Origin of the sequence: Microbacterium sp. Mcb102 (assembly GCF_024519805.1) — a bacterium.
Classification (GTDB): Bacteria; Actinomycetota; Actinomycetes; order Actinomycetales; family Microbacteriaceae; genus Microbacterium.
In genome coordinates this window covers 136370-151953 of record NZ_JALJRG010000008.1, presented here as the reverse complement: position 1 = coordinate 151953, position 15584 = coordinate 136370, and the positions used below count along the sequence as shown (strand labels likewise).

Genomic DNA, 15584 nt, shown 5'->3' with positions numbered 1-15584 from the left:
CCGGGCCTCCGGCGCGGGCATAGTGTTGTGCGGTGACCCCCGAGACGACCCGCGCAACGCAGACCGCCGGAGTCGCCTACGCCGGAGCCGCTTACCTCCTCTGGGGCGTGCTCCCGCTCTACTTCCTCCTCCTGGTGCCGACCGGTCCGTGGGAGGTCGTCGCGTGGCGGGTGCTGCTGTCGTTCGTCTTCTGCATCCTGCTGCTCACGGTCACGCGCGGCTGGGCGCCGTTCGGTGTGATCCTGCGGCAGCCGAAGCTGCTGGGCTGGACTGCGCTCGCCGGCCTCCTGATCTACGTCAACTGGCAGGTGTTCCTCATCGGAACCCTCAGCGACAACGTGGTCGAGACGAGTCTGGGCTACTTCATCAACCCCATCACCACCGTGCTGCTGGGCGTCTTCGTCTTGAAGGAGCGCATCCGGAAGCTGCAGTGGGCCGCGATCGCCATCGCCGCGATCGCGGTCGTCGTGATCATCGTGGCCTACCGCGCCTTCCCGTGGATCGCGCTCTCGCTGACCGCGTCCTTCGGGGTCTACGGGCTCATCAAGAAGAAGATCGGTCCGGCGGTGGACGCCGTCAGCGGTCTCACCCTCGAATCGTTCTGGCTGATCCCCATCGCCGTCGTGCAGCTGATCGTGGTCGCGACGACTCCCGCCGGCATCACGATGGGCGGCAACGGCTGGGTGCACGCGGTGCTGCTGGCCTTCGCCGGTGTGGCGACGGCCGTGCCCCTGCTGCTGTTCGCGGCGGGAACCCGCCGGATCAACCTCACGGTGATCGGGATGATCCAGTTCATCACCCCGGTGATGCAGTTCCTCATCGGCGTCGCGATCCTGCACGAGCCCATGCCGCCGGAGCGCTGGGCGGGGTTCGTCATCGTGTGGATCGCGATCGGCGTCTTCGTCGTCGACCTGCTGATCGCCGCCCGCCGAGGGCGCCGGGTCGCCCCGCCCGAACTCGTCTGAACCCGCGGTTCTCCGGCCCGGAATCCCGGTGTCGGATCGTTAACGCACCGAGATACTTGCACCCCCTGTGGACGGGTATCACGCCCTAGTGTTAGAGCACCCGCCCGTGGTCACAATCCACGTTCAGTTACGCAAGGGAGCACCATGAACGCAATGAAGGGTTCGCGCACCGCGAAGGTCTTCGCAGGGATCGCTTTGATCAGCGCATCCGCCATCGTCATCGCCGGCTGCAGCAGCACGCCGAACGCTGAGCCCAGCGAGGGTGGTGAGAAGCCGGCCGTCGATCTGACGCTCAAGCTCGGCTCGCTGCTTCCCGCGACCGGCTCGCTCGCCTTCCTCGGCGCTCCGATGGAAGCCGGCGTCCAGCTGGCTGTCAACGAGATCAACGAGGCCGACGCCGGCGTGACCATCGACCTCACCACCGCCGACGAGGGTGACCTCGACAACAAGGCGTACGAGACCTCGATCACCAACCTCCAGAACGAGGGCATCACCGCGATGGTCGGCGCCGCGTCGTCGAGCGTCACCAAGCTCATCCTCGACGGCAACGCCGGCGCGGGTATCCTCACCGTCTCGCCGTCGAACACGTCGCCGGACTTCTCGGGCATCAACCCGCTGTACTTCCGCACGGCACCGAGCGACAACCTGCAGGGCGAGGTCCTCGGCAACCAGATCGCTGAAGACGGTCACAAGACCCTCGGCATCATCTACCAGAACGACCCCTACGGCACGGGCCTGTTCGAAGCCATCAAGTCGACGTTCGAGGGCACCGGCGGCGAGGTCGTCGCGGATGCATCGTTCAACCAGGGCGACGGCCAGTTCAACGCTCAGGTCTCCGAGATCGCGGCCGCCAAGCCCGACGCCGTCGCGGTCGTCTCGTACGACCAGTTCGCGACCATCGCGCCGCTGCTCGGCAACGCGGGCGTCGACACGGGTTCGCTGTACCTCGTCGACGGCAACCTGAAGGACTGGGGCACCGACGTCTCGGTCAACCTCGAGGGCTCGAAGGGCACCCGCGCCGGCGCTGAGCTGCCGCAGGACTTCCTCGACCAGCTCAACGAGGTCTGGACCGCCGACGGCAACGACCCGATCGACGCCGTGACCTACTCGGCTGAGGCCTACGACGCCGTCATCCTCATGGCGCTGTCGGCTCTGGCTGCCGGCTCCGTCGAGGGCGCCGACATGGCCGAGCAGATGGGCACCGTGTCCGGCGGTGGCGACGAGGGCGAGAAGTGCACCACGTACGCCGAGTGCGCCGACATCATCAACGGCGGCGGCACGGCGGACTACGACGGCCTCTCCGGCGAGATCACGTTCGACGAGAACAACGACCCGAAGGGCGCCGCGATCGGCGTCTACGAGTTCGGCGCCGACAACACCACCACGCGCCTCAAGTAAGCGCACAGACGAGGCCCCGGATGCTCAGCATCCGGGGCCTTCGTCGTCCCCGCCCCGTCCCCGCCCCGTCCCGCCCCGTCCCCGCCCCGTCCCGCCCCGTCCCGTCCCGGTTCATCCGTCGGGAGCTCGCACGGATGTCGGGAGAAACGCCGGGCGAGGACCCGACGGATGCACGAACTCCCGACGGACGCTCGCGCCGAGAGGCGACGGATGCCCGCCATGCACGCAGGAGGGGGATGCCGCGTGGCATCCCCCTCCCGCGTGACGCGCTCAGGCGGCGTCGGTGCCGAGCGTGCCGAGGTAGAGGCCGATGACCTTGGGGTCGTTCAGCAGCTCGCGCCCGGTGCCCTCGTAGGCGTCCTTGCCCTGATCGAGCACATAGCCGCGGTCGCAGATCTGCAGGCAGCGGCGCGCGTTCTGCTCGACCATGATCGTCGTCACGCCCGCCTTGTTGATGTCGGAGACGCGGATGAAGGCATCGTCCTGACGCACGGGGGAGAGGCCAGCCGACGGCTCGTCGAGCAGCAGCACCGACGGATCCATCATCAGCGCCCGCGACATGGCGACCATCTGTCGCTCGCCGCCCGAGAGCGACCCTGCGCGCTGCTTCAGGCGCTTGCCCAACTCGCCGAAGATGCTGCTGACGAACTCCAGGCGCTCGGCGAAGATCTTGGGGTTCTGGTACAGCCCCATCTCCAGGTTCTCCTGGATCGTGAGCGACGGGAACACGTTGTTCGTCTGCGGCACGAAGGCCACGCCACGGCGCACGAGCTTGTCGGCCTTGAGCCCGACGATGCTCTCGCCCTTCACCGTGACATCGCCCGAGCGGATCTCGACCATGCCGAAGATCGCCTTGAGCAGCGTCGACTTGCCGGCGCCGTTCGGGCCGATGATGCCGATCAGCTCACCTTTGTGGGCCACGAGGTTCGCGCCGTTGAGGATGTTCACCCCGGGCAGGTATCCGGCGTGCACATCGGTCAGCTCGACGATCACGTCGTCGTTCTTGATCTCGTTGCGCTCCGCGGGCGCGGGCGCGGGCGTGGGGGCGGATGCGTCGGTCATGCCTTCTCCTCCTCGACGTCTTCGGCCTCGACTTCGGCCTCGACCTCGGTCTCGATCTGCTCCCGGATCCGGATCGCGTCCTCTTCCGAGATCACCGGAAGACGACCGGTGACGGCCCCGAGATCGACGTCCTGGTGTGCGCCCAGGTAGGCGTCCACGACGGCCGGATCCTCCATGACCTGGTCGGGCGGACCCTCGGCGACGACACGGCCCTCCGCCATCACGACCACCCAGTCGGCGATGTGGCGCACCATGTGCATGTCGTGCTCGACGAACAGCACCGTCATCCCCAGATCCTTGAGGTCGAGGATGTGCTCCAGCAGCGACTGCGTGAGCGCGGGGTTCACACCGGCCATGGGCTCGTCGAGCATCACCAGGGTCGGGTCGCTCATGAGCGCGCGGGCCATCTCGAGGAGCTTGCGCTGACCGCCCGAGAGCGATGCGGCGAAGTCCTGCTCCTTGGCGTCGAGCTTGAAGCGGGTGAGCAGCTCGTGCGCCCGTGCCTCGATCTCCTGATCCTGCTTGCGCCAGAGGAAGGGGAACAGCCCCGCCCAGAAGCCCTCGCCGCGCTGGTCCTTCGCGCCGAGCTTCATGTTCTCGAGCACGGTCAGCAGCGACAGCGACTTCGTGAGCTGGAAGGTGCGCACCTGTCCCATCCGCGCCACCTTGAACGAGGGGATGCCGGAGAGGTTCTTCCCGTCGAACGACCAGGTGCCGGCGTTCGGCTTGTCGAAGCCGCACAGCAGGTTGAACAGGGTCGTCTTGCCGGCGCCGTTCGGGCCGATCAGCGCCGTGATGGCTCCGCGCGGGATCTCCAGGTGGTCGACATCGACCGCGGTGAGACCGCCGAAACGGCGCTCCACCGCATCGACGATGAGGATCGGGTCGACCTTCTTGACGCCGGGCGCGGCGGGACCGGCGGCCAGGCCTCCGGTCTTGGCGCGGGGCGTGCTCTTCGCGGGCGTGACCACCGCGTCGTCATTACTTGACAAAGGTCATCTCCCTCTTGTTTCCGAGGATGCCCTGCGGGCGGAAAATGACGATCAGCATCAGCACGACGCCGATCACGATGTACCGCACGACGTCGGCCTGTGCGCCGGACATGGGCAGGTAGCCGGCGTTCGCCATGGCGGGGAGGAGCGCACCGAGGAAGGCGAACACCACCCAGAACAGCACCGCGCCGAGCGTCGGGCCGAGCACGGTGGCCGCGCCGCCGAGCAGGAGGATCGTCCACAGGAAGAACGTCAGCGACGTGGAGTAGCTGCCGGGGATCACCGCGGACGGCAGGATGAAGACGATGCCGCCGACGGCGCCGATCACACCACCGACCACGAGCGCCTGCATCTTGTAGGCGAAGACGTTCTTGCCGAGCGAGCGCACCGCATCCTCGTCCTCACGGATGCCCTTGAGTACCCGACCCCATGGGCTGCGCATGAGCGCCCAGACCACGAGCACGGCGATCACGAGGGCGATCAGTCCGACCACCCGCACCCACAGATCGGTCGCGTTGTAGGTCCACGGGCCGAAGCCGTAGGTGCCCGGCGGGAAGGGGTTCGAGTCGCGGAAGCTCTGGTGGTACCCGGAGAGTCCGCCGGCGGAGTTCGTCCAGTCCTTGAAGAGCTCGGTGACGAACATGAGCCGCACCACCTCGGCGGCGGCGATGGTCGCGATGGCGAGGTAGTCAGCACGAAGACGCAGGGTCGGGATACCCAGGATCAGAGCGAATGCCGCGCCGCCCAGCATGCCGACGAGGACGCCGGCCCACCACGGGAACCCGAAGGTCAGGATCGAGATCGCGTAGCCGTAGCCGCCGATGGCCATGAACGCGGCCATGCCGAAGTTGAGCAGGCCGGTGTAGCCGAAGTGCACGGCGAGGCCGGTCGCCGCCAGGGCGTAGGCGATCGTCGTCGGGCTGAAGAGATAGGAGGCGGTGTTGCCGAAGATGCTTCCGAAGTCCATGCGTCAGCCCAACCTTTCCTTGCGTCCGAGGATGCCTTGCGGTCGCACCAGCAGAATGATGATCAGCGCGACGAGTGCCGTGGCGTACTTGAGGTCGGACGGCACACCCAGCAGGGTCGACACCTCGACGGCGAGACCGACGATGATCGAGCCGATCAGGGCGCCGATCGCGGAGCCGAGGCCGCCGAGGGTGATCGCGCAGAACATCAGCAGCAGCATCTGCATGCCCATGTCCCACTTCACCCCGGGGCGGAAGTACGCCCACAGGATGCCGGAGATCGCGGCGAGAGCGCCCGCGAGGATCCACACCGTGCGGATGACCTTGTCGACGTCGATGCCGGATGCCGCGGCCAGCTGCGGGTTGTCCGAGATGGCCCTGGTCGCCTTTCCGGTGCGGGTCCTGGTGAGGAAGAACGCGACACCGAGGATCACGACGATGCTCGTCCCCATCGCGATCATGTCGATGTACGACAGCGAGATGGGTCCGAGGCGGATGGGCTCGGGGCTCGCTCCCGGAAGCTGGTACGTGTCGCCGCCGATGAAGTACTGCATGCCGTACCGGAGCGCGAGGGAGAGCCCGATGCTCACGATCATGAGCTGGACCACCCCGAGGCCTCTTCGCCGCAGGGGTTTCCAGATCCCGGCATCCAGCGCCCACCCGAGCGCGGCTCCGCCGATGACGGCGGCGATGATGCCGAGCCAGAGCGGCAGGTGCCAGAACGTCGTGCAGAGCAGCGCGACGACCGCGCCCCAGGTGACCATCTCGCCGTGGGCGAAGTTCGACAGGCGGGTGGTGCCGTAGATGAGCGCGGCGCCCATGGAGGCGAGTCCGAGGAGGAGCCCGAAGTTCAGGCCGCCGACGATGCGCGACAGGAGTTGATCGAGGAACGACACGGTGACCCGCTCGCCCGCTCCGAGGAAGAAGTTGACGATCTTCGTGCCGGTGAGGCCGAATTCGAGCTCGAACGACGCGGTGGTCCCCGAGACGGGCTGGATGCCCTCGGGGAGCTGGGTCGCGTCGACGATGACGCCCTTCGGCAGCGTGGACTCGTCCACCGTGAGGGTGTACGTCTCCATCTCCGGCACGTAGAGGCGCCACTTGCCTTCGGCGTCGGTCTCCGTCTCGGCTTCGAAGCCGTTGCCCTCGATGGACATGACGACGCCTTCGACCGGCTCATCCGCATTGGTGACGACACCGGCGAAGTAGAAGTCCGTGACCTCCTGCCCGTCGTCCGTCGTCTCAGCCGAGGCCGATGAGGGGGGCAGGAACAGGAACGCCATGAGCGCCATGAGGATACCGAGGCAGATGACGGCCCAGGGGCGCCTTCGCTGCACGGCGATTGTTGTGGGTCCCACGCAACCTCCACTGTGAGTGCTGTCACTGCGGCATCGGGTATGAACCGCAGGGATGGACGACGCATTTGAGCGTAGTGCGCGATCCCCGAATCACCTACCGTCGCGGTCAACGGTCCGATAACGGCGGGCTCCGGGAATGTTCTCGGGCGCGTCGCGCTTAGAATCTTCATACGGGCCGTGGCCCCGCAAAGGCCGACGTCGACCACCCCCTCGCACTCGGACATGCGCGACTCGCGCAGAAGGAGAATCCATGGAACAGCACGATCCCTTCGGCTTCGTCGGACTGACGTACGACGATGTGCTGCTCCTGCCGGGGCACACCGACGTCATCCCCAGCGAAGCGGACACCTCGTCGCGGATCACCCGCCGCATCTCGGTCGCCACCCCGCTGCTGTCGAGCGCGATGGACACGGTCACCGAATCCCGCATGGCGATCGCCATGGCGCGCGAGGGCGGCATCGGCATCCTGCACCGCAACCTCTCCATCGCCGACCAGGCCGCGCACGTCGACCGCGTCAAGCGCAGCGAGTCCGGCATGATCACCGACCCGATCACCACGACCCAGGATGCGACCGTCGAAGAGGTCGACAACCTGTGCGCCAAGTACCGCATCTCGGGGCTGCCCGTGGTCGACGATGAGGGCAAGCTGGTCGGCATCATCACCAACCGCGACATGCGCTTCGTGTCGGGCTTCGAGCGTCAGAGCACTTTCGTGAAAGACGTCATGACGAGCGAGAACCTCGTCACCGCGCCGGTCGGGGTGGCCGCCGGAGAGGTCATCGCGCTGTTCGCGAAGCACCGCGTCGAGAAGCTGCCGCTCATCGATGACAACGGCAAGCTCGCGGGCCTCATCACCATCAAGGACTTCGACAAGAGCGAGAAGTACCCCCTCGCCACCAAGGACGACCAGGGCCGCCTGCGCGTCGGCGCCGCGATCGGCTTCTTCGGAGACGCGTGGGAGCGTGCCGAGGCTCTGCGCGACGCCGGTGTCGACGTGCTCGTCGTCGACACCGCCAATGGGCAGTCCCAGGGCGTCATCGACCTCGTCCGCCGCTTGAAGGCCGACGCGTCGTTCGAGCACATCGACATCGTCGGCGGCAACGTCGCGACCCGCGAGGGTGCCCAGGCTCTGGTCGACGCGGGCGTCGACGCCGTGAAGGTCGGCGTCGGGCCCGGCTCCATCTGCACCACGCGCGTCGTCGCAGGGGTGGGAGTGCCCCAGGTCACGGCCGTCTACGAGGCCTCGCTGGCGGCCCGACCGGCGGGCGTGCCCGTGATCGCCGACGGGGGACTGCAGTACTCCGGTGACATCGCCAAGGCTCTCGTCGCCGGTGCCGACGCCGTCATGCTCGGCTCGCTCCTGGCCGGAACCGACGAGTCCCCGGGCGAGATCGTCTTCCAGTCCGGTAAGCAGTTCAAGCAGTACCGCGGAATGGGTTCGCTCGGCGCGATGCAGACCCGCGGCAAGCAGACCTCGTATTCCAAGGACCGTTACTTCCAGGCCGACGTCCCCAGCGACGACAAGCTGATCCCCGAGGGCATCGAAGGGCAGGTGCCGTATCGCGGCCCGCTCGCCGCCGTCGCCTATCAGCTGGTCGGCGGTCTCCGTCAGTCGATGTTCTACGTCGGAGCGCGCACGATCGAAGAGCTCAAGACGCGCGGCAAGTTCGTGCGCATCACCTCGGCGGGGCTCAAGGAGTCGCACCCGCACGACGTGCAGATCGTCGTGGAAGCACCGAACTACAAGAAGTGACGTCGGATCCCGACGGGATCTTCGCAGAGGGGCCGGATGCCGCGCGCATCCGGCCCCTTCCGTCTGTCGACGGCCCGGCGTACCGTGCCGGTATGTGCCGAAACATCGTTCCGCTGAACAACCTCGAGCCCGCCGCGACCGACGACGAGTGCCACGAGGCGGCCCTCCAGTTCGTCCGGAAGATCTCCGGGGCGAACGCGCCGTCGCGTGCCAATCGCGCCGTGTTCGACCGCGCGGTCGCCGAGATCGCGCAGGCGACCCGTGCCCTGTTGGACGAACTCGTCACGACCGCCCCGCCGAAGAATCGCGATGACGAGGCGGCCAAGCGTCGCGCCCGCTCGGCCGACCGCTACGAGGCGATCCGGGTCTACCAACAGGAGAAGAAGGCCGCTGCCGCGAGGTCGTGATCCGCGCGGGCCCGGGTGGCGAACGGGCTATGCCAGAATCGACGTACCCCGCTCGACTTTCCCTGCGGTCCCGGTGTTGAAGGCGCCGAGATCGCACTCGCCGATCCCCATCGGTCAGGGAACCTCCCCAAGGAGAGCTGTACACATGCCTGAGGATGCTCCCAGAGTCCTCGTCGTCGACGACGACGCCGACGTCGCCCTGCTCGTGAAGACCGTGCTCGAGAGGCGGGCCGGCTGCATCGTCGACGTCGCCGAAGACGGGCGGGCCGCTGTCGAACGCGTGGCGCAGGTGCGCCCGGACGTCGTCGTGACCGACATCGAGATGCCCGGACTCAACGGACTCGAACTGCTCGCCGAACTCCGGCGCACGGTCCCCACCGTTCCCGTCGTGGTGATGACCGCCCACGTGTCGGTCGAGTACGCCGTCTCGGCTCTGCGCGCACAGGCCGATGAGTTCCTCACCAAACCCCTCGACAACGCCAAGCTCGTCGAGTCGGTCCTGCGACTGGTCGAGGAAGGACGCCGTCGCCGGGAAGAGGCGCGCCCGACGGAGCGCGTGCTCGCGATCGGCGCCCATCCCGACGACGTCGAGATCGGGGTCGGTGGACTCCTCGCTGCGCACTCCCGGGCGCAGGACGAGATCACGATCCTCACCCTGTCCCGCGGAGCCCGCGGCGGCGATGCCGCGAGCCGACAGGACGAGTCGCTGGCGGCGGCGGAGATGCTCGGCGCCCGGCTGTTCCTGAAGGATCTCGTGGACACCGAGATCTCCGGCGGCGGCTCGACCGTGCGCCTCATCGAGGAGGTCGTGCAGGAGATCCAGCCGACGATCGTCTACACGCACTCGAGCAACGACCGGCACCAGGATCACCGTGCGGTGAGCGAGGCCACGATCGTGGCGACCCGTCGCGTGGGCACGGTCGCCTGCTACCAGAGCCCGTCGTCGACGATCGATTTCCGTCCCACCCGGTTCGTGCGGATCGATCAGTACCTCGACGACAAGCTTCGGCTGCTGGAGCGTTTCGGCTCGCAGACGGCGAGTCGCGACTACCTGGCTCCCGAGTTCGTCACCGCGACCGCGCGGTACTGGTCGCGGTTCGGTGGCGGAACAGCCGTGGAACCCCTGGAAGTGGTGCGCGAGACGGCTGAGTTCATCGGCGCCCATGAACTCAGTCGACGGGAGAGCTGATGACGAAGCGTGTGCTGGTGACCGGAGCAGGCGGACCGGCCGGAGTCGCCGTGATCCGATCCCTCCTCCGCCGATCCGATCTGACCGTGTTCGCCGCCGACATGGACGGCTGGGCGAGCGGTATCTATCTGGTGCCGGCGGCCCAGCGTCGCCTGGTCCCACCAGGAAGGGACGAGGACTTCGTGCCGGCGATCGCGCGCATGGTCGAGGCCGATCAGCTCGATCTCGTGATCTCGACGGTCGACGTCGAGCTCATCGCCCTGGCCGAGCGACGGGACGAACTGGCACCTGCCGTGCTCGCCGCACCGTCGGCAGACACGCTGAACACCGCGCTGGACAAGCTCGCGCTCGCCGAACGGTGCGCGCCGACCGGTCTCACTCCTCGCACGGTCCTCGCCGGCCCTGACGCGCAGGCCGTCGACTGGGAGTTCCCGGTCTTCGCCAAGCCGCGCCAGGGCGCCGGCAGTCGCGGCGTGCGTCTCGTGCCCGATCGTGCGGCACTCGAGGCGCTCCCCACGGACGAGGGTCTGATCGTGCAGGACTTCCTTCCGGGGGAGGAATACTCGGTCGACGTCATCGCGGATGCGACGGGTCACGTGGTCGCCGCGGTGCCCCGCACCCGTGCGCGGGTCGATTCCGGCGTCGCCATCGCCGGACGCACCGTGCAGGACCCGGAGCTCGAAGAGGCGGCGGCATCGATCGCCCGCGCCATCGGACTCGTCGGCGTCGCGAACGTGCAGCTGCGCCGGGACCGCGCCGGCCGGGCCGTGCTGCTCGAGGTCAATCCGCGCTTCCCCGGCGCGCTGCCGCTGACGATCGCGGCCGGTGTCGACATCCCGTCACTCGTGGCCGACCTGTTCCTCGGACGCGAGCTGCCGGTGCGCGTTCCGTTCCGCGAAGTCGCGTCGGTGCGCTTCCTCGAAGATGTGATCGTCGAGGTCGACGACCTGCTGGTCTCCGAGCACGCGGGTCATCAGGAGGAGCTGTGACCCACGCCGTACTGCGCGGCGACCATCACGTGCACTCGACCTTCTCGGACGATGCCGTCTCGACGCTCGCCCAGAACGTCGATGCCGCGGTCGCGGCCGGGTTGACCTCGCTGCGTCTCGTCGACCACGTGCGTCAGAGCACCACGTGGGTGCCCGAGTACCTGGCCGCCGTGCGCGCGCTGCGGGTGCCCGATGGACTCACCGTGCTCTCGGGCGTCGAGGCCAAGATCCTGGATGCTGCGGGGTCGCTCGACATCCCGGTGCTGCCGGAGGGCATCGACCGGATCCTGATCGCCGACCACCAGTTCCCCGGGACGGACGGCCCCCTCGGCCCCTCGACCGTGCGCGATCGGATCGCCGCGGGGTGGGCCCCGGACGACGTGCTGGATCAGTTCGTCGACGCGCTCATCGCGACCATGCGTCGGTACCCCGGGAATCAGCTTGCGCACTGCTTCTCGATCCTCCCCAAGATCGGTCTGTCCGAGTTCGATCTCGGCCCGGAGCGCACGCAGGCGTGGGCGCTCGCTGCGGCGCAGACCGACACCCTGGTCGAGGTCAATGAGAAGTGGGGGTGCCCCGGCTCCGAAGCGCTGTCGGCCCTCCGCCGCGCCGGGGGCGTGATCGTCGCCTCCACCGACAGCCACGACGCCGCCGAGGTCGGCCGCTATTCGCGCGTGATCCCGCTGCTCGATGCGGTGGAGGTGTCTTGATGGCCGATCTGACCTGGCTCGAGACGGCACTCGTCATCGTGCTCCTGCTCTGCGTCCTGGTCGGCACGCTGCCGGTGATCAACACGGGACTGCAGTTCCTCATGCTGCCGGTGCATGCGTTCCGCAACCACTACGGCAAGGCCGCGCCGTACCATCCGAACGTCGCCGTCATCATCCCGGCGTGGAACGAGGGGGCTGTCATCGGCCCGGCGATCGAGCGGCTGCTCCAGCTGGAGTACCCCGCCGATCGCCTGCGCGTGTTCGTCGTCGACGACGCGTCCACCGACGACACCCCCGCCATCGTCGGGGCCAAGGCTGATGCCCACCCCGGACGGGTCGTGCACCTGCGGCGCGAGAAGGGTGGCGAGGGCAAGGCTCACACGCTCAACCACGGCCTGGATGTGGTGCTCGCCGACGTCTGGACCGAAGCCGTGCTCATCATGGACGCCGACGTGATCTTCGCGCGCGACTCCCTGCGCAAACTCAGCCGGCATCTCGCCGACGACAAGGTCGGGGCGGTGACCGCCTACATCGCCGAGGGCAGCCGCGACCGCAACTACCTCACGCGGTTCATCGCGATCGAGTACGTGATCGGCCAGCTCTCCGCCCGTCGGGTGCAGAACGTCGGCGGCGCGATCGCCTGTCTCGCCGGCGGCGCCCAGCTGCATTCGCGGGCCAACCTCGAGGCGATCGGCGGGCGGATCCCGACGGGGACTCTCGCCGAAGACACGATGACCACGTTCGAGGGCCAGCTCAAGGGGCGCCGGATGGTCTTCGAGCCGCACGCCGTCGTGCTCGCCGAAGAGCCACGGACGATCGACAGCCTCTGGAAGCAGCGACTGCGCTGGGCCCGCGGCAACGTGCAGCTGACCTCGATCTACCGCAAGCTGTGGTTCCGTCCGAGCCGCGAGCACAACCTGGGCAGCTTCTCGTTCGGACTGGCCTGGTTCACCATCCTCCTGCTGCCCGCGTTCATGCTGCTCGCCGCGGCGGGAATGCTCGCTCTGCTCGTGCTGCACAGCGACATCGCGGAGTTCGTCTTCCGCTTCATGTGGATCTCGGCGGCCTGCATCTACCTGTATTCGATGCTGTACGCGGTGCAGCTCGATCCCCGTACGGGCCGGCACTCCTGGCGCGAGGCGATCATGTTCCCGGGGCTGGGTGCGCTCCTCCTGATGGCGATCGCCCTCTTCCCGTGGGCATTCGAATCCGGTCTCGAGGCCGTCGGACTGGATCTCACCGACGAGACGCGCATCCTCTGGGCCGTGATCTTCTACCTCTGGGGCCCGATCTCGATGCTCGGGATCTGGCTCGCGCGCGCGGTCGAGAAGCTTCCGGGCGGGCGTTTCTTCGCCGGGCTCCTGCTCTACATCTGCGGCTACGGCTCCCTGCTGTGCGCGATCACCGTGGACTCCTACATCAAAGAGTGGCGTCGTGCTGACGCCTCCTGGATCAAGACCGAGAAGATCGGACGCGTCGACTCATGAACGCTGCACCGTCACCCGAAGCCGAGCGGGAGGAGATCGTCGCGGATGCCCGGCGCGAGCGACGACTGATCCCGCAGGCTGTTCTCGCGCTCGTCGTCGTCGTCGTGGTCGTCGTCGTGCGAGAGCTGTTCCTTCGATGACCGGGAGGCCGTTGGCCCTCGTCGTCGAGGACGCTCCCGACCAGGCTGCGCTCCTGCGGCGCTATCTCGATCGTGAGGGCTTCGATGTCTTCATCGCGCACGACGCCGAGTCGGCGATCGCGGCCTTCCCGGACATCGATCCGGTCGTCGCCGTGCTCGATCTGCTGCTCCCGGGAATCTCCGGGCAGGCCTGCGCGCGCCTGGTGCAGGAGCGATTCCCCGACTGCTTCCTCGTGATCAGCTCGGTGCTCGATGCCGCCGACTACCCGCCGGCGGATGCCGCGCTGCCGAAACCGATCACGGGCGCCGACCTGCACGCCATCGTCGAAAGGGTGCCACGATGAGGGCGACGCCGCTCGGCCGCGCGGAGAACCGCTGGTATCAGGTCTTCGACAACCCGAGCCCGCTGCTCAAGCAGGCGCCGACGGTCATCGCCACGATCATCGCGGCGATCCTGACCTGGTGGGTCCCCGATCTTCCGATCACGCATGTCATGCCCGCGGTGGCAGGGATCGCCGTCGTCCTCGCGGCCACCGTGCTCGCCGCCGTGCTCACGACGCGGGGGATGCATGACGGCTGGGCCGTACTGCTCATCCCCATCGTCGATATCGTCGGTCTCGGTCTCTTCCGTACCGGCACAGGCGGCGCCACCTCGCTCTTCTCCTCGCTCGTGCTCCTGCCCGTGGTCTGGTTGGCCGCGGCTCCCGGCATCCGGTGGGTGTTCGTCGTCGGCGGGTTGACCTCGATCGCGCTCCTGATGCCGTACTTCACCAACCCCCCGGACACCTCGGTCGAGTGGCTGCGCGGGGTGGTCGGTCCGCTGGTGTTCTCTGCGGTGGCCGCGGTCATCAACCAGCTCTCCCGGCAGCAGCGCATGCGCGTCGACCAGGCGGAGGAGCTCGTCGTCGAACGCACGAGAGCGTTGTCGGAGAACGTCGCGATGATCGTGCAGCTCCGCGACAAGGAACGTCAGTACCGCGAGCTGCTGGACTCGTTCGAGAGCCTGTGGGCGTCGATCACGGCGCAGGCGGTGATCGCGACGGACTGCAGTGGGAAGATCACGGCCTGGAATCCCGGAGCGGAACGCCTGCTGGGACTCTCGGCGGAGGAGGCCCGCGACGACGTGCGCATCGACCGCTTCTTCTCGACGGCGGTCCTGTCGATGCTGGCCGCCGACAACGTCGACCGTCCCGGCTCGGACCACGAGCTTCTGCCCGGCTATGCGGAGCTCTCTCCTGGAATCCAGGCGCTGTTCTCGCAGGCTGATGCCGGGCTCCCGGTCGACGGGGACGTCGAGGTGACGACGGCGGGCGGTACGACGGTTCCCGCCCGGGTCACCGTCACCCCGCACAAGGACGGCGCCGGCGCGCAGCAGGGATACCTGTTCGTGCTCACCGACGAGACCAGGGCGGTCGAGGTCGCGCGCATGAAGGACGAGTTCGTCGGGATGATCTCCCACGAGCTCCGCACGCCGCTGAGCGCGATCATCGGCTTCCTCGATCTGCTGCAGAACGATCCCGGTCAGCCGCTCACCGTCGACCAGCAGGAGTTCGTCGGCATCATCGAGCGCAATGCGAAGCGTCTGCTCAACCTCGTCGGTGATCTGCTCTTCACCGCGCAGGTCGAGTCCGGGAGGTTCCCGCTCGAGCGCGAAGAGGTCGATATCGCCGAGCTCGTCCGATCGGCGGTTGTCTCGGCGGGTCCGCACGCGCAGCGCGAGGGCATAGAGATCGCGGCGGAGGTCGGTTCCGACGCCATTCCTCTCCTGATCGACTCCGGGCGGATCGGTCAGGCTCTCGACAATCTGCTGTCCAACGCGATCAAGTTCACCCCGCGTGGCGGGCGCGTCAACGCCCGCGTCCGTCCGGTCGACGGGGGAGTGGAGCTGGCCGTGCAGGACACGGGCGTCGGGATCCCGGAAGACGAACAGGGGATGCTGTTCACCCGGTTCTTCCGTGCGTCGACTGCGACGCGCAATGCCGTGCCGGGTGTCGGTCTCGGGCTCACGATCACCCGGGCGATCGTCCTGGCGCACGGCGGGAGCATGGACGTGACGAGTCAGGAGGGCGTGGGCACCGAGTTTCGCTTCGTCCTCCCGTCGGCACCCCGCACCGAGGTGCTGACGAGCCTGAGCCGCGCCGACTGACATCCCACTGCGTGCGCATGAGT

Annotated in this window: 15 protein-coding genes; 11 read left to right on the top strand and 4 right to left on the bottom strand. The window is 67.9% G+C overall.

Annotated features, from left to right (window positions below):
* Window positions 1-32 precede the first annotated feature (32 nt).
* Together rarD and OC372_RS17820 are read left to right on the top strand one after the other, a co-directional pair.
* Window positions 33-965 (top strand): EamA family transporter RarD, encoded by a 933-nt coding sequence (gene rarD, locus OC372_RS17825; RefSeq protein ID WP_262003358.1) that lies wholly within the window; start codon window positions 33-35, stop codon window positions 963-965.
* 144 nt (window positions 966-1109) lie between these two features.
* Window positions 1110-2363 (top strand): ABC transporter substrate-binding protein, encoded by a 1254-nt coding sequence (locus OC372_RS17820; protein ID WP_029262242.1) that lies wholly within the window; start codon window positions 1110-1112, stop codon window positions 2361-2363.
* A gap of 270 nt (window positions 2364-2633) precedes the next feature.
* Here OC372_RS17820 and OC372_RS17815 read toward each other — a convergent pair whose 3' ends face one another.
* Genes OC372_RS17815 through OC372_RS17800 form a run of 4 tightly spaced genes read right to left on the bottom strand, consistent with a single transcriptional unit; the run spans window position 2634 to window position 6740 of the window.
* Complete coding sequence (locus tag OC372_RS17815) at window positions 2634-3425, bottom strand: ABC transporter ATP-binding protein (protein ID WP_051662550.1); 792 nt, start codon at window positions 3423-3425, stop codon at window positions 2634-2636.
* Window positions 3422-4396, bottom strand: coding sequence for an ABC transporter ATP-binding protein (locus tag OC372_RS17810; protein WP_105711616.1), 975 nt, complete (start codon window positions 4394-4396; stop codon window positions 3422-3424). Before OC372_RS17810 ends, OC372_RS17815 begins: the two co-directional genes overlap by 4 nt.
* Window positions 4397-4406: 10 nt before the next feature.
* Entirely contained in the window at window positions 4407-5384 is a 978-nt protein-coding gene (locus tag OC372_RS17805) for a branched-chain amino acid ABC transporter permease (RefSeq protein WP_029262245.1), read from the bottom strand.
* A gap of 3 nt (window positions 5385-5387) precedes the next feature.
* Window positions 5388-6740, bottom strand: coding sequence for a branched-chain amino acid ABC transporter permease (locus OC372_RS17800; RefSeq protein WP_410054875.1), 1353 nt, complete (start codon window positions 6738-6740; stop codon window positions 5388-5390).
* Window positions 6741-6990: 250 nt separating this feature from the next.
* Between OC372_RS17800 and guaB the strand changes: the two genes are divergently transcribed.
* The 9 genes from guaB to OC372_RS17755 all read left to right on the top strand — a co-directional run bounded on the left by guaB (window position 6991) and on the right by OC372_RS17755 (window position 15561).
* On the top strand, window positions 6991-8493 hold the full coding sequence (guaB, locus tag OC372_RS17795) for an IMP dehydrogenase (RefSeq protein ID WP_262003354.1): 1503 nt from the start codon (window positions 6991-6993) through the stop codon (window positions 8491-8493).
* A gap of 92 nt (window positions 8494-8585) precedes the next feature.
* The gene (locus OC372_RS17790; protein ID WP_262003352.1) at window positions 8586-8900 is read left to right on the top strand and encodes a DUF2277 domain-containing protein; all 315 of its coding nucleotides are present in this window, start codon (window positions 8586-8588) and stop codon (window positions 8898-8900) included.
* A gap of 145 nt (window positions 8901-9045) precedes the next feature.
* Entirely contained in the window at window positions 9046-10089 is a 1044-nt protein-coding gene (locus OC372_RS17785; RefSeq protein WP_262003350.1) for a response regulator, read from the top strand.
* Window positions 10089-11078, top strand: coding sequence for an ATP-grasp domain-containing protein (locus tag OC372_RS17780; protein ID WP_262003348.1), 990 nt, complete (start codon window positions 10089-10091; stop codon window positions 11076-11078). The genes OC372_RS17785 and OC372_RS17780 overlap by 1 nt, the downstream gene beginning before the upstream one ends.
* Window positions 11075-11788 carry a PHP domain-containing protein gene (locus OC372_RS17775; RefSeq protein WP_262003346.1) on the top strand — a complete coding sequence of 238 codons (714 nt, stop codon included), beginning with the start codon at window positions 11075-11077 and terminating at the stop codon, window positions 11786-11788. The genes OC372_RS17780 and OC372_RS17775 overlap by 4 nt, the downstream gene beginning before the upstream one ends.
* A complete protein-coding gene (locus tag OC372_RS17770) occupies window positions 11788-13275 on the top strand; it encodes a glycosyltransferase family 2 protein (protein ID WP_262003344.1) in 1488 nt (495 codons plus the stop codon). Before OC372_RS17775 ends, OC372_RS17770 begins: the two co-directional genes overlap by 1 nt.
* On the top strand, window positions 13272-13415 hold the full coding sequence (locus OC372_RS17765) for a hypothetical protein (RefSeq protein ID WP_167381624.1): 144 nt from the start codon (window positions 13272-13274) through the stop codon (window positions 13413-13415). The genes OC372_RS17770 and OC372_RS17765 overlap by 4 nt, the downstream gene beginning before the upstream one ends.
* Complete coding sequence (locus tag OC372_RS17760; RefSeq protein ID WP_105711611.1) at window positions 13412-13759, top strand: response regulator; 348 nt, start codon at window positions 13412-13414, stop codon at window positions 13757-13759. The genes OC372_RS17765 and OC372_RS17760 overlap by 4 nt, the downstream gene beginning before the upstream one ends.
* Window positions 13756-15561 (top strand): sensor histidine kinase, encoded by a 1806-nt coding sequence (locus OC372_RS17755; RefSeq protein ID WP_262003341.1) that lies wholly within the window; start codon window positions 13756-13758, stop codon window positions 15559-15561. The genes OC372_RS17760 and OC372_RS17755 overlap by 4 nt, the downstream gene beginning before the upstream one ends.
* Window positions 15562-15584 lie beyond the last annotated feature (23 nt).

Coding starts and splice junctions, on each gene's coding strand:
- OC372_RS17820 (WP_029262242.1), top strand. CDS start 1,110: ATGAACGCAATGAAGGGTTCGCGCACCGCGAAGGTCTTCGCAGGGATC.
- OC372_RS17815 (WP_051662550.1), bottom strand. CDS start 3,425: ATGACCGACGCATCCGCCCCCACGCCCGCGCCCGCGCCCGCGGAGCGC.
- OC372_RS17805 (WP_029262245.1), bottom strand. CDS start 5,384: ATGGACTTCGGAAGCATCTTCGGCAACACCGCCTCCTATCTCTTCAGC.
- guaB (WP_262003354.1), top strand. CDS start 6,991: ATGGAACAGCACGATCCCTTCGGCTTCGTCGGACTGACGTACGACGAT.
- OC372_RS17790 (WP_262003352.1), top strand. CDS start 8,586: ATGTGCCGAAACATCGTTCCGCTGAACAACCTCGAGCCCGCCGCGACC.
- OC372_RS17785 (WP_262003350.1), top strand. CDS start 9,046: ATGCCTGAGGATGCTCCCAGAGTCCTCGTCGTCGACGACGACGCCGAC.
- OC372_RS17780 (WP_262003348.1), top strand. CDS start 10,089: ATGACGAAGCGTGTGCTGGTGACCGGAGCAGGCGGACCGGCCGGAGTC.
- OC372_RS17770 (WP_262003344.1), top strand. CDS start 11,788: ATGGCCGATCTGACCTGGCTCGAGACGGCACTCGTCATCGTGCTCCTG.
- OC372_RS17765 (WP_167381624.1), top strand. CDS start 13,272: ATGAACGCTGCACCGTCACCCGAAGCCGAGCGGGAGGAGATCGTCGCG.
- OC372_RS17760 (WP_105711611.1), top strand. CDS start 13,412: ATGACCGGGAGGCCGTTGGCCCTCGTCGTCGAGGACGCTCCCGACCAG.
- OC372_RS17755 (WP_262003341.1), top strand. CDS start 13,756: ATGAGGGCGACGCCGCTCGGCCGCGCGGAGAACCGCTGGTATCAGGTC.